This window comes from Luteipulveratus mongoliensis (genome assembly GCF_001190945.1).
Classification (GTDB): Bacteria; Actinomycetota; Actinomycetes; order Actinomycetales; family Dermatophilaceae; genus Luteipulveratus; species Luteipulveratus mongoliensis.
The window spans coordinates 48,356-66,905 of record NZ_CP011112.1 but is presented as its reverse complement, the minus strand read 5'-3'; the positions used below and the strand labels follow the sequence as shown (position 1 = coordinate 66,905).

Genomic DNA, 18,550 nt, shown 5'->3' with positions numbered 1-18,550 from the left:
CGCCCGCTTTGTCGTCCGGAGTGGGCTCTCAGCCCGTCGCGAGATCGGCGGCCTTGGCGAGGAACGTGTCGAGTACGCCGTCGCCGACCTTGACCGGCCCGCTGCCCCACGTGTTGCGCACCGGGTCGACCTTGACGCCAGCAGCCTTGGCCTGCAACGCCTTTGACGACTGAGTGAGCTGCTTCGCCGTCGCGTCGTCACCGGCGAGGTGGGCAGTGATGGCATCGAGCTGTTGCACGAGCGCCTGACCCCAGAGGTCGGTCGCAGTCAGCCAGGGACTGGCGTCCGTCACGAAGCCTTTCTGAACGTGACCAGCACGAATAGTGCTGGGGGCGCTAGCGATTCGAGACGCGTACGGACGGAGCGCTGCGACGGCCTCCGCCACCTGGCCCGCATCCGCCGACGTCCAGAAGGCGTTCACGCGGCGGCCGAGCTCAGGAGCCTGCGGCTGCCACGGTGTCGCACCGAACGTCGGCGCCAGGTGCTCCAGATCCGCGAAGACCAGCAGCGCCGCAGTGGCAGCCGGGTCGCCGCCCGCAAGGTAGGACAGCGCGCGCGGCCAGCTCGTGGTCGCGTCGTACGCCTTGTCGTTCCAGGTGAAGTCGGCCGTCCCGAAGACGGCCACCTTGCTGGCGTACGGCTGGTTCATCGGGTTGGCCACGATGCCGGTGAGGTGACCTGACAGGCCTGCCTCGCGCTTGTCGTACGGCGCGAGCAGCAGCCTCCCCTTGGTGTTGCCGAAGTCGTTGACCGGGTAGTTGTCCCAGAGGAAGACCTTGCGTCCGAACAGCTTGCTGGCCTGATCCGCCTGCTCGTTGGTCACGGTCGGCGGGACCACGTCGGTCCCGGTCCACATCACGACGACGGCGGGGTCGAGGGTGCCGCGCACCTCCTGCTTGTAGGCCGTGTCGGTGAGGTCGCCGTACTCGGTCGGCACCATCTGCAGGGGCCGCGCTCCATCGTGCGTCGTGATCCAGCCCTGGACGTCGTTGAGCAGGCTGACCTGCGCCTTGGCGGCGGACTGCCGGCCGGGTGCGCCGTACGTCGTCTGGTCGGCAGCGCAGTTCCACTTCGTGTAGCTGATGTCGTCGAGCGGGATCGAGAAGCTGCGGACGCCCAGGTCGTACATGCTCTGCAGCTTCGCCTTGAGCTTGGTGCGGTCCGCCTGGTCGGAGTAGCAGATCGATCCGCCGGGTGAGACCGCGAAGGTGAACTGCACGTGGTTGGCGTTGGCGCGGCTGACCAGGCCGCCGAGCTCGGTCAGCTTGTCCGCGGGGTACGGCGTGCGCCACTGGTCGCGGTGGTACGGGTCGTCCTTGGGCGCGTAGATGTAGGTGTTGGCCTTGACCTGGCCGTAGAAGTCCATCTGGTCGAGGCGCTCCGCCGACGTCCACGGCTCGCCGTAGAAACCTTCGATCGTGCCGCGCAACGGCATCGACGGGAAGTCGGACACCGACGTCTGGGCGACCGTGCTGCCGGCCAGCAGCTGGCGCAGCGTCTGGACGCCGTAGAACTGGCCGGTGCCGTCGACGCCGGCAATGCCGATGACCTTGCTCGGGCCGCGTTTCGCCGCGCGGAGGGCGTAACCCTCGGTGTGGTCGGGGACCGCGGTGCCGGCTACGGCCGTGACGACGTCCGGCCGGTTCGAGGCGCCGAGGTGAATGGTGAGGAGGCCGGGAGGCCCTGCCGCACCGGGCGCGACCTGGTCGATGCGGGTGACGCCGTGCGCCTTGAGCGCGGCGAGGAGCGAGCTGAGCGCCGCCTTGTCGGTGTCCGCGGCGACGACGACTCGCACCCGGCTGGTGACGGGCATCCCGGAGCCGAGTGACGAGATCGACTGGGGTGTGGGGCTGACCGTCGGAGCTGTCGTCGCCGTGGGCGCCGTGGGCGCCGCGGGCTCATCGGCGCCGGCACTCGGCACAGCCAGCGCTGAAGCGGTTGCCAGCGCGACGGCTGCGGGCAGAAGGATTCGGGAGGCGTGGCTTGTCGGTCGACGTCGCATGGGCTACCACCTGTGGCTCGTCCGGAACGGTGGATCGAGCATCCCAGGTGGAGAGGGATCAGCGACTAAATCGGTTAACTACTTGTCGAAACCCTGACGAATGGCGTCGGCGATCTCTTGGGCAGCGGCTCGTCCGGCACGGCCGACGCCGAGGATTCCGGCGAAGGAGTGGATGAGCCCGGTGTGCACGCGCAGCTCGGTCGGCACGCCTGCCTCGCGCAGGCGTTCGGCGTACGCGATGCCCTCGTCGCGGAGCGGGTCGAACCCAGCGACCGCGACGTACGCCGGTGGCAGGCCGGACAAGTCGTCCGTCAGCAGCGGTGAGACTCGTGGGTCGAGCGCTTCCTCGGGATCGTTGAGGTAGGTGTCCTTGAACCAGTCCATGTCCGCCTCGGTCAGCGCGAAACCCTCGCCGAACAGCTCGTACGAGCGGTGCTTGGTCGACACGTCGGTGACGGGGACGACGAGCACCTGCAGGACGGGCTGCTGGAGGTCCTCGCCGGCGACGGCCTGGCTGACGACCGCGGCAAGGTTGCCGCCCGCGCTGATGCCGCCGACGGCGATGGCACTCGGATCGATGCCAAGGCTCGCGGTCTGGGCGACGGCCCACCGGTAGGCGGACACGGCGTCCTCCGCAGCCGCTGGGAACCGGTGCTCGGGCGCGAGCCGGTAGTCGACCGACAGCACGGTCACGTCGGCCTGCTCGGCAAGGAAGGCGCAGAGGGGCTCGGCATCGTCGTCGAGACCGCCGAGCACCCAGCCACCGCCGTGGAAGTAGACCAGCAACCGCGCGGGTCGCCGACCTGCGGGACGGTAGAGCCGTGCGTTGATCGACCCTCGAGGTGACGGGATCGTCACGGACTCGAGGTCGACCGGGGCCGGCTTGCCGCCGAAGAGGGCCGCTGAGAAGGCCAGCAGCTCCCGGCCCTCCTGGACGGCGGTGTCATCGTGTGCCCGCTTCGACGTGGCGTTGACCAGGCGCAACGGGAACTGCAGCTCGGCGTGCAGCTGCTGGCCGTCGATGCGGACCGGGCGCCCACCGAGTCGCTGCTGTACGCCGAGGGGGAGCCGGCCGATGCCTGCCAGGGCGGCTTGGGCCGCACGAGCCCAGTACGGGAGCTTCATGGGTTCCTGACCTCAGAGGGGGCCGGCCGACTGGTTGTCGGCAGGATGGGATCGGCCACCACCTTGTCAGAGCCTTGGACGTGCGACCAAGAAGTGGCCAGCGCGACAAGGCACGGAATGTTCAAAATTCAATTATTGTTGTGGTGTGTGACTGCTTGACCGAAGACCGCTGGGAGATGCCATGCCTGCCGTGACCGTCGACAACATCCTGACCTTGCCGCGGGTGGCCGAGCCGGACGTGACCGCTGCCTCCCGCCCGGTTCTCTCGGTGACGACCGCTCCGCAGGGGTACGAGGGTGAGGGCTTCCCCGTCCGCCGCGCCTTCGCCGGCGTCGACGTCGCAACCCTGGACCCGTTCATCCACATGGACCAGATGGGCGAGGTCGAGTACGCCGCTGGGGAGCCCAAGGGCACGCCGTGGCACCCGCACCGCGGCTTCGAGACGGTGACCTACATGATCGACGGGATCATGGAGCACCAGGACTCCCACGGTGGCGGCGGTGTGATCAGTGACGGTGACACCCAGTGGATGACGGCCGGCTCAGGTCTGCTGCACATCGAGGCGCCGCCGGAGGAAGTCGTCATGAAGGGCGGCCTGTTCCACGGCATGCAGCTGTGGGTCAACCTGCCGAGCCACCTCAAGATGTCCGCTCCCCGCTACCAGGACATCCGTGGCGGCGAGGTCGCGCTGCTGAGCAGCCCAGATGGTGGGGCGCTGCTGCGCGTCATCGCGGGTTCGGTCGACGGACATGACGGACCCGGTGTCACGCACACCCCGATCTCTGTCGTGCACGCGACCATCGCGCCTGGTGCGCAGCTGCGACTGCCGTGGCGGCCCGACTTCAACGCCTTGGTCTATGTGCTGTCAGGCTCGGGAACCGTTGGGGCGCAACGGCGTCCGATCACGATGGGCCAGCTGGCGGCGTACGGTCCGGGCGACGTGATCGAGCTGGCGGCCGGGGAGAGCCAGGAGAGCCGCAGCCCCAGTCTCGACGTGATCGTGCTGGGAGGTGCGCCGATCCGCGAGCCCGTGGCGGCGTACGGACCGTTCGTGATGAACACCCGCGCTGAGCTGATGCAGGCGTTCGAGGACTTCCAGGCGGGCAAACTGGGGACGATCCCGAGCGAGCCCCACCCCGGCCACGACGTCCTCTGACGGAGCCACCGCCGGTCGAGTAGGCGGAGCCGTATCGAGACCAGGTGCAGATCTACACCTGGTCTCGATACGGGCTCGCCCTTGGGGCTCGCCCTATTCGACCAGCGGGGGCTCAGGGGCGGGTTGGTCAGTGCGCCCGGGTGGTCAGGCCCCAGCCGTAGGCGAAGGCCGGGTCGTAGAAGCGGTCGCCGACGTTGATCGGCTCCTGGTTGAGCGTCTTCGGCCAGGACACCGGCAGCCGTCCCGAGTAGCCCGTGTGGCCGAACAACGGATCGGCGACGCCAGCACCCTCGGTGCCGGGCTGCCACGCGGCGACCACGGAGTCGATCTTCTTCAGCTGGGTCTGCGGGATGATGACCGGCCGACCGGACACGACCAGCACCACACAGGTCGACGTCGCGGCGCACACCTTGTCGATGGCGGCCTTGTCCTTGGCGTTCAGCTGCATCGTCTGCGACGGGCGGAGCTTGCCGTCCGCGCCGGTCCACTGCGGACCACCGACGTCACCGAAGCCTTCGGCGTACGGCGTCTCACCGACCACGACGACACCGACGGATCCCTTGGGGATGGGCGCCGAGGCGTCCGCCGAGTAGGTCACCGACTTCGTGTTGGACTTGATGCCGTCCAGGATCGTGGTGCCGGGGATCGGCCCGTCGCCGCCCTGCCAGCTGAGCGTCCAACCGCCCGCCTGGTTGGTCATGCTGTCGGCGTTGCTGCCGGCGACGTACGTCTTCTGGTTCGCCTTGAGCGGCAGCGCGCCCGGCTTGTTCTTGAGCAGGACCTGCGTCTTGCCGACCACCTCGCGGGCGAGGGCACGGTGCTGCTTGGAGCCAACCTCGCCCAGGTGGGTGCGGTTGGTGTACGGGTGCTCGAAGAGGCCGAGCTCGAACTTCTTGGTGAGGATGCGGGTGACCGCGTCATCGATGCGACCCGGCTTGACCTTGCCGGTCGTCACCGCCGTCTTCAGCGAAGCCTCGAACTGGTCGTAGTTCCACGGCTGCATGAACATGTCGATGCCCGCGTTGACGCCGGCCACGACCTGCTGGTCGAACGTGTAGGACTCGGGCTTGATGTGGTCGATGCCGTTGTAGTCCGAGATCAGCAGACCGTCGTACTTCATCTTGCCCTTGAGCCAGCCCGTGATCAGCGCCTTGTTGGCGTGGGCGTTGATCCGGTTGCCCAGACCGTCCTCGGTCCAGTCGACGTCCGAGTAGGACGGCATCACCGAGCCGGCGTGGTGCTTCTTGACGGCGGCGACGTACGGCTGGAGCGCTAGCTTGTCGAAGGTCTTCTGGTCGACCTGGGCGATGCCCTGGTCGATCGGGTACGTGCCGGTCGTCTTGTCGTTCGACCCCGTCCCGTACGTCGTCAGACCGTCACCGGCGAAGTGCTTCACCGTGGCCAGCACGTGGTTCGGATCGTCCAATTCGCCTGGTGCGCCTTGGAGTCCGTCGATCGACGTCTCCATCTTGGTCACCAGGTCAGGGCTCTCGCCGTACGACTCGTACGTCCGGCCCCAGCGGTCGTCGCGGGCGACGCAGACGCACGGCGCGAAGGCCCACTGCGGTCCGGTGGCGCGCGTCTCCTGCGCGGTGACCTCGGCGGTCCGGCGGGCGAGGGACGGGTCGCGGGTGGCGCCGATCGCAATGTTGTGCGGGAAGACGGTGGCCCCCAACACGTTGCTGTGCCCGTGCACCGAGTCCACGCCGTACAGCAGCGGGATCTTGAGCCGCGACGTCATCGCGGCCTTCTGGTAGCGGTCGACCATGTCGGCCCACGCGGTGGGGGTGTTGGGGGTCGGCACCGAGCCACCGCCCGACAGAAGACTGCCCAGCGTGCCGATCTTGCTCGGGTCGGCGTCGACGGCACCGCGCTCCGCCTGCGTCATCTGGCCGATCTTCTCGTCGAGCGTCATCCGGCCAAGGAGGTCGGCCACGCGCTTCGAAACCGGGAGGGAGGCGTTCTGGTACGGGAGCTTCGCTGCTGCCGTGGGTGTGCGGTCGGGCGCCTTGGCCATGGCCGACGGCACCACCGGGGTGATGGCGAGGGCGGCGAGGGCCACGGAGATGGCGAGCTTGCCGGCGGGGCGCCGGATGAGTCCGCGTGGGGGAGGTGACGGGTTCTGGAACATCGGTGCGGCCTCTCTGCCGGACGATGGTGCTGACGCGGTTAACCTACGGTGGGATATCTGCGTAGAAATGGTTAACGACGGGCTCTATACCTGGCTTTTCTCCAGAGTCCGTACATATCCAGCAAAGGTGCTGACCAGTGACTCAGACCGAGCCCGGAGCCCTCGTACGACTGCGTGCCGCCAACCGACGCAGTGTCCTGCGGGCCCTCGCCCAGGATGGTGCGTGCAGCCGCGCGGACCTGGCGCGTCGTACGGGCTTGTCGCCCACGACGATCTCCAGCCTGGTGCGCGACCTTCTTTCGGACGGGCTTCTGACGCAGCGGCCCGACTGCGGCACGCCGCATAAAGGTGGGAGCGGTCGGCCGCCGCGCATGGTGGCGCTGTCGATGCCGGCCGGCGGGGTGGCTGGGATCGACATCGGTCATCGGCACGTCCGGGTCGCCATCGCGGACCGCACCGGCACCGTCCTGCACGAGGAAGAGCGGAAGATCGACGCCGACGAGCGTGGTCCGCGCACGCTCGATGTCGCGGTCGATCTGCTGGATCAGTCCGTCGCGTCCGTCGACGGCTTCACCCTCGTGGGTGTGGGGCTGTGCGTCCCGGCCCCGATCGACCGACGCTCCGCCCGCATCAGCACCGACATCATGCCGGGCTGGCGCGGCGTCGTGCCGGTGGAGGACCTCGCCTCGCGCATCAACGTGCCGGTGATGGCCGACAACGACGCCAACCTCGGAGCGCTGGCCGAGCTGCATCGTGGCGCGGGTCGCGGCGCGCACGACTTCATCTATCTCAAGCTCGCCAGCGGACTCGGTGCCGGTCTGGTCATCGGGCGGCAGGTCTACAAGGGCTCGACCGGGCACGCCGGTGAGATCGGGCACGTACGCGTCCGCGAGCACGGGGCCGTCTGCCGGTGCGGCAACCGTGGGTGTCTCGAGACCGAGGTCTCGGTGCCGCGACTGATCGAGCTGCTCCAACCGGCGTACGACATCGCCTTGAAGCCGGCCACCGTCGAGCAGCTCGAGCGCGATGGCGACCCAGGTGTGCGCCGCGTCCTGGAGGAGGCGGGCGGTGCGGTCGGCCGAGTGCTGGCTGACCTGTGCAACACCCTCAACCCGTCGCTGGTGATCATCGGGGGACCGTTCGGTCGATCAGCGGCGATTCACCGCGGGTTGCAGGCCGCGCTGGATCGGTACGCGCAGCCCGACATCGCGCAGGCGGTCGACATCGTGTCCGGTGAGCTGGGCATCGAGGCGCAGGTGCGGGGCGCGATCGACCTCGCGGTCGCTGGCGTGGCGCACCTTCGTGACGCCCAGCTCTAGCTCAGCGGGGTGAGTCGGCGAGCTCGGGCGGCCAGACCACCGCGAACCGTTCGAACACCGTGGGCATCGATTCGCTGTAGGTGAACCCGTCGCCGGCGGCTGTGCGCTCGAAGAACCCCTGGTGCTCCGACAGCCAGTACGCGCGCGACCGGTCTCCCTCGCCCTCGTCCCACGCGAACTGGTCGTCGACGCTGTCCAGCGGACCGACGCGTACGTCGGTGGTCTCGAGGACGCAACGCGGAATCCCCTTGCCATCGCACGGGATCCAGCGATCCGCAACCTGTGGGAGATCCTCGCCGGCGGGGGCGTAGCTGTCATGGGCGCTGGCGGTCGCCCGCTTGGTGCCGTCGAGGACCAGCCCGAGCAGCTCGTCCGCCATCTCGGGGCTGTCACCGAACGTCTCGGCGGTCGGAACGGGGAGATCCTTGCCTCGATGCGCGCAGAACGCAGCCCAGAAGCGTTCTACGGCCGCCCGGTCGATGTCGATCACGCTCGCGAGGCTAGCCCCAACACCCACCAACTGCGCGGCATTGTCACTACCCCGCCCGTGTGGCCACTCCTCCGGGTGACATGACGAGTCATCTCACCCGGGGAAGTGACCGTGACGGCGGGGTAGTCGGTCGGGGCGCCGGCCCGCGGTCGCGCCGGTGTCAGGGGGTCATCGAGTGGGACGGCGGCGCGGGAGCGTCGTCATCGAGCTCGACGCCGATGGAGACTACGAGCCCGCCGAGCAGGAATCCGGCGATCCCGACGGCCAGCGTCGATGCGCTCGGCCCCGTCCAGCGGCTGCGCCGACGGGGCACCTCGTGTGCAGCCATGTCGTGCTCAGCCATGTCGTGCCCAGCGTGCTCGTCGCCGCCGCTGCCGTGGCCCATGTACTGGTGCGTGAGCGCGTGGCCCTTGCCGCGACCCATGAGGTAGACGTTGACCGGGTACGCCGCAGCGAATGCCACCGTCAGCGCGATCATCATCGACACCCAGAACAGCGGCCGGTCGAGGCCGGCGTCCATCGCGCCCGGCACGACGTTCATGACCGCGTTGTCGACGACCTCCATCGTGAAGATCGACAGCGTGTCAGCGGCCAGCACGAGCTGGAGCGCGGCACCGACGCTGACACCCGCGAGCACGACCGGCAGCGACGAGAGCGCGTAGCCGAACACGAACGCCAGCGCGATCGACAGCACCGTCGTCTGCAGGTTGTCCCACCCCTGGTGCGTGCCGATCAGCAGACCGGCGATCTCGCCGATCGAGCAGCCGGTCAGGCAGTGCAGGGTCGCGCTCGCGGCCATCGGGTCGAACCGGCGGATACTGCTCATTGCGTCTCCTCGCTGGTCGCCTTGGCGCGAAAACCCCTCAGCCGCAGGCTGTTTGAGACGACGAAGACGGATGAGAGTGCCATCGCTCCTCCGGCGAGCATCGGGTTGAGCAGCCCGGACGCGGCCAGCGGGATCGCGGCCACGTTGTAGGCGAACGCCCAGAACAAGTTGCTCTTGATCGTGCTCAGCGTTCGGCGGGCGAGCCGGATGGCATCCACCGCCACGCGCAGGTCGCCGCGAACCAGGGTCAGGTCGCTGGCCTCGATCGCGACGTCCGTGCCGGTGCCCATGGCGAGTCCGAGATCGGCCTGCGCAAGGGCTGCTGCATCGTTGACGCCGTCGCCGATCATCGCGACCGAACGTCCCTCTGCCTGAAGGCGTTTGACGACATCAACCTTGTCCTCGGGCAGTACGCCCGCAATTACCTCGTCGATGCCCACCTCGTCGGCGACTGATCGCGCCACCGTCTCGTGGTCGCCGGTCAGCAGCACCGGGCGCAGTCCGAGGTCGATCAAGCCACGCACCGCAGCCGCCGAGGTGGGCTTGATGCGGTCGGAGACGGAGAGCACGCCGCGCGCCTGGCCGTCCCAGCCGACGGCCACCGCGGTCGCGCCGGCGGCACGTGCCTTGTCGAGCGCAGACTTCAGCGAGGGAGGCAGGGTGATCGACCACTGCGTCAACAGCTCCGGCCGGCCGGCGACTACAGCGTGTCCGTCCACTACGCCCTGAGCACCGAATCCCTCGACATTCTCGAAGGATTCGACGGCCGGCACCTCACCGGCCGCGGTCGCGATGGCGCGGGCGATCGGGTGCTCAGAGGCGTACTCGACAGCCCCAGCGAGGCGGAGCACTTCAGCGCGCGACTCACCATCAGCCAGTACGACGTCCGCGAGCGTCATCTCGCCGGTCGTCACCGTGCCGGTCTTGTCCAGGACAACCGTGTCGACGCGACGAGTCGACTCCAGCACCTCGGGTCCTTTGATGAGGATGCCCAGCTGGGCGCCTCGACCGGTGCCGACCATGAGCGCCGTCGGCGTCGCCAGTCCGAGCGCACACGGGCAGGCGACGATCAGCACGGCCACCGCTGCGGTGAAGGCGGCCGACGCCCCAGCACCCGTCCCCAGCCAGAAGCCGAGGGTGCCGATGGCGAGGGCGATCACGATGGGCACGAAGATCCCGGAGATGCGGTCGGCCAGGCGCTGCACCTGAGCCTTGCCGTTCTGTGCGTCCACGACGAGCCGCGCCATCTGCGCGAGCTGCGTGTCGGAGCCGACCCGAGAGGCGCGTACGACGAGACGGCCTCCGGCGTTGACCGTGGCACCGACAACGGCATCGTCGACACTGACCTCGACCGGCACGGACTCGCCGGTCAGCATGGAGGCATCGACTGCCGAACGGCCTTCAACCACAACGCCATCCGTCGCGATCTTCTCTCCGGGGCGGACCACGAACTCGTCGCCGACGACCAGGTCAGCGACCGGCGTACGGACCTCGCGTCCATCGCGGAGAACGGAGACTTCCTTGGCGCCGAGCTCCATGAGCGACTTCAACGCCGCGCCAGAGGCCCGCTTGGAACGCGCCTCGAAGTAGCGACCGGCGAGCAGGAACGTCGTGACACCCGCGGCGACTTCGAGGTAGATGTTGCTCGCGCCGTCGGAGCGCTCGATGGTGAACCGGAACGGGTGCGTCATGCCGGTCTCGCCCGCCGTGCCGAGGAACAGCGCGTAGAGCGACCAGCCGAACGCCGCCAGCGTGCCCACCGAGACGAGCGTGTCCATCGTGGTGGTGCCGTGCCGCAGGTTGGTCCAGGCAGCCTTGTGGAACGGCCAGGCACCCCAGGTGATCACGGGTGCTGCGAGCGTCAGCGACAGCCACTGCCAGTAGTCGAACTGCCACGCCGACACCATGGCCAGCACGATCACCGGCACGCTCAACGCTGCGGAGATGATCAGGCGTTCGCGCAGAGAGCGGAGGTGCTCGTACGCCGGGTCGCTGGCTTCGGGGACGTCGTCGCCGGCCGCGCGTGGCAGCGTGGGCAGAGCAGCCTGGTAGCCCGCGGACTCGACCGTGGCGAGCAGGTCATCGGTCGAAACCGACTGGGGGAACTCGATTTTCGCCTTCTCGGTCGAGTAGTTCACCGTGGCCGTGACACCGTCAAGCTTGTTGAGCTTGCGCTCGATCCGGTTGGCGCAGGAGGCGCACGTCATCCCGGTGATCGCCAGCTCGATGCTGTCGGTCTGGGTGTCGTTGGTGTGCGTCGTCATCTCGTCCTCCTCATGCTCGTCGCTTCCGCCGGTCGAGTAGGCGAGCCCCAAGGGCGAGCCGTATCGAGACCAGGTGCACGAGGTCACGAGGTCTCGATACGCCTCCGCTAGCGCTCCGGCTACTCGACCAGCAGTTAATGGGTGTGTGGGGTGGCGTCGTGGTCGGACGCGGGCGTGGTGGGGTCGCTCGAAGGAGCAGGTGAGCCGACCGGGAGAGCAAGCTCCGCCGTACGGACTGTGTTGCCGTGCTTGAAGTCGAGGTAGAGCCGGTAGTCGCCGACGCTCGGCGCGGTGGCCATGAAGGTCACGTTGGGGCCGGGTTTGGTCTTGCCGTCACCGGGCTCGCCCTCGGGGTGCACGTGCAGGTAGGCGAGGTCACCGGCGCGCAGCGCGACCAGGTGCCCGTAGGCACCGAGGTAGGGCTGCAGGTCGTTGACCGGCTTGCCGGCCTTGGTGATCGACAGGGTGAGTGGCGTCGACTTCCCGGCGGCCAGTGCTCCGGTCAGCCGGACGGTGTAGCCGTCCACGACCGTGGTCGTGCGGGTGCGGACCTCGGGAGCCGGTTGGTAGGCACCGGCTACGTCGAGGTCCTGGCCAAGAGTGAGCGCCGGACCGCCAGTTGCCTTGAAGTCAGCGAAGACTCGCCACTGGCCGGGTGTCAGGTCGAGGTTGGTGGACCAGCGACCGTCCTTGGCCAGCGTCGGGTGGACGTGCTGGAAGCCGGACATGTCACGACGCACCGCGATGAGGTGCAGCTGCTTGTCGTGCTGAGTGTCGTACGCCGTCACGGGCCGACCCTTCGGGCCGGTGATCGTAAAGCTCACCGACTGCCGTCCGGCCGCTGACGTACGCCGGGTGAGGGCCAGTCGATAGCCGTCCTGAGCGACCTGGAGGCCCCCGGGCAGGGCGGCCGCAGCGGGAGCGGCGGTCATGTCGTCGCCGTGACCCGCATGCCCCGTGCCGCTCTCGGACGGGCCGGCCGCGTCGTGTGCGTGGGCGGGCGGGTCATCCGTCTCAACAGGACCGACGACGTGGCCGCCGGCGATGCCGACTCCGAAGACGGCGGCCACACCAACGGCAAAGCCGCCGACCTTGGTCAACGCGTTCATGACAGTCCGTAGCCGGCCTCATCGACGGCCGCGCTGACGGTGGCACGCTCGATGGGCTGGTCGCTGGTGAGGGTGAGTGCGCCTGACGCGAGGTCGACCTTGACGTCGCTCACGCCCGCGATCTCCTGGACCTCTTCGGTCACGGAGGCGACGCAGTGTGCGCAGGTCATGCCGGTCACGGTGTAGGTGGCGATGTCGCTCATGGTCGAATCTCCTTGGGTGTCAGGTATTTTCAGGAACGGACGAGGCGGGCGATGGCGTCGGAGGCCTCTTTGATCTTGACTTGCGCCTCGGCGTCACCCTGGCGCGCGGCGTCGACGACGCAGTGACTCAGGTGCTCCTCGAGGAGGCCGAGCGAGACCGACTGCAGGGCCTTCGTCATGGCGCTGACCTGCGTGAGGATGTCGATGCAGTACTGCTCTTCCTCGACCATCCGCTGCAGGCCGCGGGCCTGACCCTCGATGCGACGCAGCCGCTTGAGGTAGTCGTCCTTGCGGTTGATGTAGCCATGGTGGTGTTCGTGGGCGGTGTCGCTCATGGTGGGTCTCCTCGATTGCTTGCCTCGAAGAACACCATACCCCCCTAGGGTAATTCCGCAACCCCGTTGGTCGAGTAGGCGAGCCCCAAGGGCGAGCCGTATCGAGACCAGGTGCGCGCGGTTACGAGGTCTCGATACGCCTCCGCTAGCGCTCCGGCTACTCGACCAGCGGGGTCTGGGGGTCAGCCGAGGCGTACGACGACTGCTGACGCCGCGGCCACTGTGCCGACCGTCCCGGTGGCGGGATCGGCCCAGTCGGTCAGGACGAGTCCCGATGGGCCGCGCTGACCGTGGTACGCCGGTGGGCGGTCGTCCGGGCGCCCGAGCATCTCGTCGAGGTCACCAGCGCCGGCCTTGACCAGTGCCTCCGCCCGCGTCCAGCCGTGCCAGGTCTGCGGGCTGCGCCCACCGAGCGAGGGCGGTCGCTCGGCCGGGCCTGCCAGCTCGACGTCGATCCCGATGGCGCCCGGCCCTACCGCAGCCGCGACGACGCCCGAGCCGTGGGCCCACGAGAGTCCGACCCCGTCGTACCCCTCGAGCCGCGGACGTCCGTGCGGTCCGCCGCACGTCGCACAGACCTGCGTGATGACCAGATCATGCGCGCATGAGACGTCGAGATGCTCAGCCAGCAGCACACGTACGAGTGCGCGGGCTGCCACGAAGTCCGCTCGGTCCGCGGGTCGCTGCAGGCGGTCGTGGCGCGCGCGTTCGGGTTCGCTCAGGAGCGCCAGCGGATCGCCGACGAGCGCGGCCTCGGCGAGGACGCGCTCGGTGGGCGCTGATCGGCAGAGCACGCTCTGACCGTAGACGCCGCGTGGACCATCACGCGGGGAGCTGGTCCAGCTTCGCCACCGCGCGGTAGCCGGCCGGCACACCCTCGACGATCGCCGCGATGCCTTCGCTGTGCTCGGTCCGCAGGGCGAGGATGTCCTGGTACTCGGGCGAGGCGTACCACTCCAGTGCCAGGGCCTTACTCGGGAAGGCGATCATGATGATGTCGCCGGGCCACTCGCCCTCCATCGCGGTCAGGTCGCCGCCGTGGATGACGAAGTGCCCGCCGAAGGCGTCGACCGTCGAGTCGATGCGGCGGATGTACTCCTTGATCTCGTCGCCGATCCGGATCTCGGTGAGGTACGCGATCGCATAGGCGGGGGCGGTCATGGCTGCTCCTTGGGTCGAGGTGGGTCGAGGTGGGTCGTGGTCTGGTGAGCACCACTCTGCGGTCGCCGGCGTCATCACGTCGATGACCTCGGAGGTCATGGAGTACGCCCGCCTCACCCGACTAGCGTCGGGCCCATGAGCGAGACCACCGGCCAGCTGCTGCGCACCTGGCGGCAGCGCAGGCACCTGTCGCAGCTGGACCTGGCCAACAAGGCGGAGGTGTCGGCGCGCCACCTGAGCTATCTCGAGAACGGTCGTGCGCGGCCCAGCAGCGCGATGATCCTGCGGATCTGCGACCAGCTCGACGTACCCCTGCGTGAGCAGAATCGGGTGCTGCTCGCCGGCGGGTTCGCGCCCGCACATCCGGAGCACGCCCTCTCCGATCCGTCTATGGCACAGGCGAATCGGGCGATCGAGCAGATCGTGCAGGGTCACATGCCGTGGCCCGCGCTGGTCGTGGACACAGGCTGGGATCTGGTGACGGCCAACGACGCGATCTACCGCCTGGTCGAAGGCGTCGCGCCCGACCTGCTGGAACCGCCGATCAACGTCATCCGCCTTGCGCTGGACCCTCGCGGACTCGCGCCGCGCACCGTCAATCTCGACCAGTGGCGTACGCACCTCCTGGCTCGCGTCGCGCGTGAGCTCGAGGCGTCGGCCGACCCGCGGCTCGCGACGCTGCTGGAGGAGTTCGGCCCGGTGCCGGCGAACGCAGCCCAGGATGCCGAGCTGGTCATCTCGCTACGGCTGCGCATCGACGATGACGTGTGGTCGTTCATCTCCGCGACCACGGTGTTCGGGACTCCGCACGAGGTGACCTTGTCCGAGCTGGCCATCGAGACGTTCTATCCGGCCGACGAGGAGACCCGCGCACTCGCCGGAGTCTGACCAGAGATCGGACTTCGCCCTCGGCGAAATTCTGCCGAGGGTGTCCGAGGTGTGCGGCACGGTGTGGCTATGGACATTCGCGAGCTCCGCCCACCTGTGGACGACGGGCCGTGGCCGCCGATCACCCACTTCCCGCCGATCAGCGTCGGTCCGCTGGCCGGTGCGGAGTCGTGGACGGGCCTGACGTACGCCATGGTCGATGGCTACCGGCCGATGGTCATGGACCTGCACGTGCCACGGGGCGTCGAGTCGGCGCCGGTGGTGCTGTGGGTGCACGGCGGCGGCTGGGCGACGGGCGACCGACGTCAGGTGCCCTTGCAGTGGCCGCAGCAGGAGATGTTCGAGCGGCTGATCGCCGCGGGTTTCGCTGTCGCAACACCCGATTACCGCTTGGTTCGTGAGGCGGTCCTGCCAGCAGCGGTCCACGACCTCGTCGCCGCTCTTCGATATCTGCGTCGCTATGCCGCCGAGCTCCGGCTCGACCCGAATCGGGTTGGTGTGTGGGGTGATTCGGCCGGCGCCCACCTGGTCGCCCTGGCCGCGCTCGCGGGGAGCGCGCCCGAGCCGGACCCGTGGATGCTCGGCGATGTCGGCGTCGGTGCAGGTCGAGCAGATGTCAGCGCGATCGTCTACTGGTACGGCGCCTCGGACCTGACTGTGCTCCCGGATCTGCAGGAGTTCCTCTGGCCGGACGCGTCCGATGAGGAGCGGGCTGGCCTCGCGGCTCGCTTCTCACCGGTCGGCCACGTGCGGACGGACTCGCCACCGATCCTGGTCATGCACGGCGATCAGGACGACATCGCTCCGCTGGACCAGGCCGTACGCCTTGATGCTGCCGCGCGGGCCATCGGGGCGCCGTGCGAGCTGGACGTTGTCGAGGGCGCGGACCACGTCTTCCTCGGTACGCCGATCGAGCCTCTGTGGGATCGCGCTGTCGCCTTCTTGGCTGAGCACCTCTAGCGCTGATGTCCGCGTCCTCGGCCTTCAGGTCTTCTTGAGCAAGCCGGTCAGGCCGGCGAGGAGGAAGGCGGCCAAGACCCATCCGGCGGTCTTCGCCATCATGACCGTGAACGATCGGATCGTGCCTGTTGGCGCCCAGGCAGAGTCCTGGAGCGACCCGGGCGTGACGGTGTTGATGGCGTAGAGCAACGGGTTGTACTCGGGGTAGTCCGGAATGAGGCAGTTCCGTGGAGTGGCTGCCGACAGCGGCGTGCCAGGACAGGCTGGTCCAGCCTGGGTCGTGGCTCGGGCGGCGGCCGTGGGTGCGAACGAGTCGCGGTCGACGGCAACGCCCCAGCAGAGACCAGCGAGCAGGACGAGCCAGATCAGCGCGAGCAGTGGGTAGTAGCCATAACCGACGAGCGCGCCGTAGGCGTAGCGAACGATGCGAGTCGATCCGGGCGAGTGCTTGGCTGTTCGGTGGGCGGCGGAGAAGCGCAACCGTCGTCCGTCGGCTGGTTGTCCGTTGTGCTCGTAGACGGCGGCGATCTCTTGCCATGGCTGACTGACGAACCGAGGGGCTGAGTCGAGCCAGGTCTGGGCGACCCGCCGGTCTGTGCGAACCGGGCCGTGCAGGTCTCCGATCGACCACCCGGACCCTGTGAGCGGCGTGGGTAACGTGCCTGAGACTTCCAGGTTCCTGACACCGACTCCAAAGGCCTCGAGGCCCCCGATGCTTTCCGGGGTCAGGTGCAGGATGAGGTGCGCGATCTCTGCCCTCTCCAGGTTGAGCGCGATCTTGTCCGTGCCGAGGGCGCTCTCGTGCCGGTTGGACAGAGTTGCGTCGCGAAGGGTGAGCTGGCGGCCGATGGTCGCCGCCTTGGCGCGGACCCGGCCCGTGGTCCTCAGCCTGTCCGCGGACCAGTCACCTTGGATTTCAATCCGATCGAGCGTGAGCGCGTCGCCGGCCGGGTTGGACAGGATCGCATCGTTGAGGGAGAGCTGGCCGACCTTCGCACCACGGGCGCGGACTTCGCCGGTGGCCCGCAGCTTGTATGCCGACCAGTCGCCCTGGATCTCTGCGCGTCCCAGGTTGAGGGCACTCTTGCCTGGGTTGCACAGTCGCGCCTCATTCAGCTTGAGCTTGCCTCCGACCCTGACTCCGTGGGCGCGGACCCGGCCCTCGGCCGTCAACCTGTCCGCGGACCAGTCGCCTTGGATCTCAGCCCGATCGAGTGTGATGGCGTTGTCGCCGAGGTTGGTCAGGACTGCGTCGTCGAGGGTGAGCTCACCAATCTTCGCTCCGCGGGCGCGGACCTGCCCGGTGGCCCTCAACTTCCTCGCGGACCAGTCGCCCCGAAGTTCTGCCCGGCCCAGGTTGAGAGCATTCTGGCCCGGGTTGTCCAGCCTCACCTCGTTCAACTTGAGCTGGCCCCCGACCCTGACCCCGCGGGCGCGAACCTCGCCGGTGGCATGCAGCCTGTCAGCGGACCAGTCGCCGTGGATCTCGGCGCCGTCCAAGGTGAGGGCATTTCCGCCAGGCGCGCTCAGGCGTGCGTCGTCGACGTACAGCAGACCGCCGATCTTGGCATTGACAGCACGGATCTCGCCGGTGGCCTGCAACCTGTTCGCGAGACAGGCGGCTTGGATCTCGGCGCCGTCCAAGGTGAGGGCCTTCCCGTTCGGATGGAACAGGGTTGCGTCCTGGAGGGTGAGCTGGCCGATCTTCGCACCGCGGGCGCGGACCTCGCCGATGGCCTGCAGCCCGTTGGCAGACCAGTCGCCTTGGATCTCTGCGCGGTCCAGGTTGAGCGCGTCCGCGTCCGGGTTGCTCATGTCCGGGTTGGACAGGATCGCCTCCCGCAAGACGAGCGCGCCGCTGATCTTGGCGCTGACGGCTCGAACCTTGCCCGTGGCCCTCATCCTGTCCGCGAACCAGCCGCGGTGGATCTCTGCGCCGTCCAGATTGAGGGCGTCGCCGGACGTGTTGGACAGGGTGGCCCCTCGCAACGAGAGTCGACCGCCGATCTTCGCGCCGAGTGCGCGAATCTGGCCCGTGGCCTGCATCCTGTCCGCGAACCAGCTGCCGTGGATCTCGACTCCGTCCAGGTCGAGGGCGATCCCGTCCGGGTTGGACACGGTCGCTCCGGCAAGGGAGATTCTGCCGATCTTGGCGTCAAAGGCCCCCACCTCGGTGAGGAAGCTCCGATCCAGGCTCAGCCAACGCGTACTGGCGCCGACAACCCGAAGAGCGGTAAGACGACAGGCGACGAGCCCGATGTTGCAAGGTAATTCGGCGTACGAGAGGTCCAGCTCTCCCTCGATCAGTGCGCCTCTGATGCGCAGGCCGGGTGGCTCGGGCCGGAGGTCGTTCGACAGCAAGCACTCGCGAATGACCGCAGCTGGAATCGTATGGACCTCCGTCCAGCCTTCCTTGGCGGTCGGATCAGGACCACCAAGGTCGATCACCGTCCCGCTCCGGATCGCGTTCGTGATCCGCCAGCGCCACGCCGCGGACACGCCCCCACTCACCGTCCCCATGCCGCGAGGCTGCCACAGCTGCGTGACGTCGGGTGAGGTTCGGAATGCGTCACATGGACAT

General features: G+C 68.5%; 16 protein-coding genes. 4 read left to right on the top strand and 12 right to left on the bottom strand.

Annotated features, from left to right (window positions below; translation table 11 throughout):
- Nucleotides 1–28: 28 nt before the first annotated feature.
- Complete coding sequence (locus VV02_RS00325) at nucleotides 29–2,002, bottom strand: glycoside hydrolase family 84 protein (protein WP_052589199.1); 1,974 nt, start codon at nucleotides 2,000–2,002, stop codon at nucleotides 29–31.
- A gap of 78 nt (nucleotides 2,003–2,080) precedes the next feature.
- Nucleotides 2,081–3,127, bottom strand: coding sequence for an alpha/beta hydrolase (locus VV02_RS00320; RefSeq protein WP_052589198.1), 1,047 nt, complete (start codon nucleotides 3,125–3,127; stop codon nucleotides 2,081–2,083).
- Nucleotides 3,128–3,308: 181 nt separating this feature from the next.
- Between VV02_RS00320 and VV02_RS00315 the strand changes: the two genes are divergently transcribed.
- A complete protein-coding gene (locus VV02_RS00315; protein ID WP_052589197.1) occupies nucleotides 3,309–4,283 on the top strand; it encodes a pirin family protein in 975 nt (324 codons plus the stop codon).
- Nucleotides 4,284–4,410: 127 nt separating this feature from the next.
- On the opposite strand, the gene VV02_RS00310 is transcribed toward VV02_RS00315, so the two are convergent.
- Nucleotides 4,411–6,414, bottom strand: coding sequence for a glycoside hydrolase family 3 protein (locus tag VV02_RS00310; protein WP_052589196.1), 2,004 nt, complete (start codon nucleotides 6,412–6,414; stop codon nucleotides 4,411–4,413).
- Nucleotides 6,415–6,551: 137 nt separating this feature from the next.
- Between VV02_RS00310 and VV02_RS00305 the strand changes: the two genes are divergently transcribed.
- A complete protein-coding gene (locus VV02_RS00305) occupies nucleotides 6,552–7,733 on the top strand; it encodes an ROK family transcriptional regulator (protein WP_052589195.1) in 1,182 nt (393 codons plus the stop codon).
- Nucleotide 7,734: 1 nt separating this feature from the next.
- Here VV02_RS00305 and VV02_RS00300 read toward each other — a convergent pair whose 3' ends face one another.
- The 8 genes from VV02_RS00300 to VV02_RS00265 all read right to left on the bottom strand — a co-directional run bounded on the left by VV02_RS00300 (nucleotide 7,735) and on the right by VV02_RS00265 (nucleotide 14,121).
- Nucleotides 7,735–8,223 carry an ASCH domain-containing protein gene (locus tag VV02_RS00300; RefSeq protein WP_052589194.1) on the bottom strand — a complete coding sequence of 163 codons (489 nt, stop codon included), beginning with the start codon at nucleotides 8,221–8,223 and terminating at the stop codon, nucleotides 7,735–7,737.
- A 160-nt stretch (nucleotides 8,224–8,383) separates the two neighbouring features.
- On the bottom strand, nucleotides 8,384–9,049 hold the full coding sequence (locus VV02_RS00295) for a DUF4396 domain-containing protein (RefSeq protein WP_218917321.1): 666 nt from the start codon (nucleotides 9,047–9,049) through the stop codon (nucleotides 8,384–8,386).
- Nucleotides 9,046–11,313, bottom strand: a complete 2,268-nt coding sequence (locus tag VV02_RS00290; protein WP_052596352.1) for a heavy metal translocating P-type ATPase — start codon at nucleotides 11,311–11,313, stop codon at nucleotides 9,046–9,048. Before VV02_RS00290 ends, VV02_RS00295 begins: the two co-directional genes overlap by 4 nt.
- Nucleotides 11,314–11,447: 134 nt before the next feature.
- Entirely contained in the window at nucleotides 11,448–12,422 is a 975-nt protein-coding gene (locus tag VV02_RS00285) for a hypothetical protein (protein WP_052589193.1), read from the bottom strand.
- The gene (locus VV02_RS00280; protein WP_052589192.1) at nucleotides 12,419–12,625 is read right to left on the bottom strand and encodes a heavy-metal-associated domain-containing protein; all 207 of its coding nucleotides are present in this window, start codon (nucleotides 12,623–12,625) and stop codon (nucleotides 12,419–12,421) included. Before VV02_RS00280 ends, VV02_RS00285 begins: the two co-directional genes overlap by 4 nt.
- A 29-nt stretch (nucleotides 12,626–12,654) precedes the next feature.
- Nucleotides 12,655–12,960: a metal-sensitive transcriptional regulator gene (locus VV02_RS00275; RefSeq protein ID WP_052589191.1), complete on the bottom strand. Its 306-nt coding sequence runs from the start codon at nucleotides 12,958–12,960 to the stop codon at nucleotides 12,655–12,657.
- A gap of 182 nt (nucleotides 12,961–13,142) precedes the next feature.
- Nucleotides 13,143–13,754: a 4'-phosphopantetheinyl transferase family protein gene (locus VV02_RS00270; protein ID WP_157063196.1), complete on the bottom strand. Its 612-nt coding sequence runs from the start codon at nucleotides 13,752–13,754 to the stop codon at nucleotides 13,143–13,145.
- A gap of 28 nt (nucleotides 13,755–13,782) precedes the next feature.
- The gene (locus VV02_RS00265; protein WP_052596351.1) at nucleotides 13,783–14,121 is read right to left on the bottom strand and encodes a DUF1330 domain-containing protein; all 339 of its coding nucleotides are present in this window, start codon (nucleotides 14,119–14,121) and stop codon (nucleotides 13,783–13,785) included.
- A 135-nt stretch (nucleotides 14,122–14,256) separates the two neighbouring features.
- Here VV02_RS00265 and VV02_RS00260 point away from each other — a divergent pair, with 135 nt between their 5' ends.
- Together VV02_RS00260 and VV02_RS00255 are read left to right on the top strand one after the other, a co-directional pair.
- Nucleotides 14,257–15,009 (top strand): helix-turn-helix domain-containing protein, encoded by a 753-nt coding sequence (locus tag VV02_RS00260; protein ID WP_052589189.1) that lies wholly within the window; start codon nucleotides 14,257–14,259, stop codon nucleotides 15,007–15,009.
- 69 nt (nucleotides 15,010–15,078) lie between these two features.
- Complete coding sequence (locus VV02_RS00255; RefSeq protein WP_052589188.1) at nucleotides 15,079–15,969, top strand: alpha/beta hydrolase; 891 nt, start codon at nucleotides 15,079–15,081, stop codon at nucleotides 15,967–15,969.
- A gap of 24 nt (nucleotides 15,970–15,993) precedes the next feature.
- On the opposite strand, the gene VV02_RS00250 is transcribed toward VV02_RS00255, so the two are convergent.
- On the bottom strand, nucleotides 15,994–18,489 hold the full coding sequence (locus VV02_RS00250) for a translocation/assembly module TamB domain-containing protein (protein WP_157063195.1): 2,496 nt from the start codon (nucleotides 18,487–18,489) through the stop codon (nucleotides 15,994–15,996).
- Between the last annotated feature and the right edge of the window lie 61 nt (nucleotides 18,490–18,550).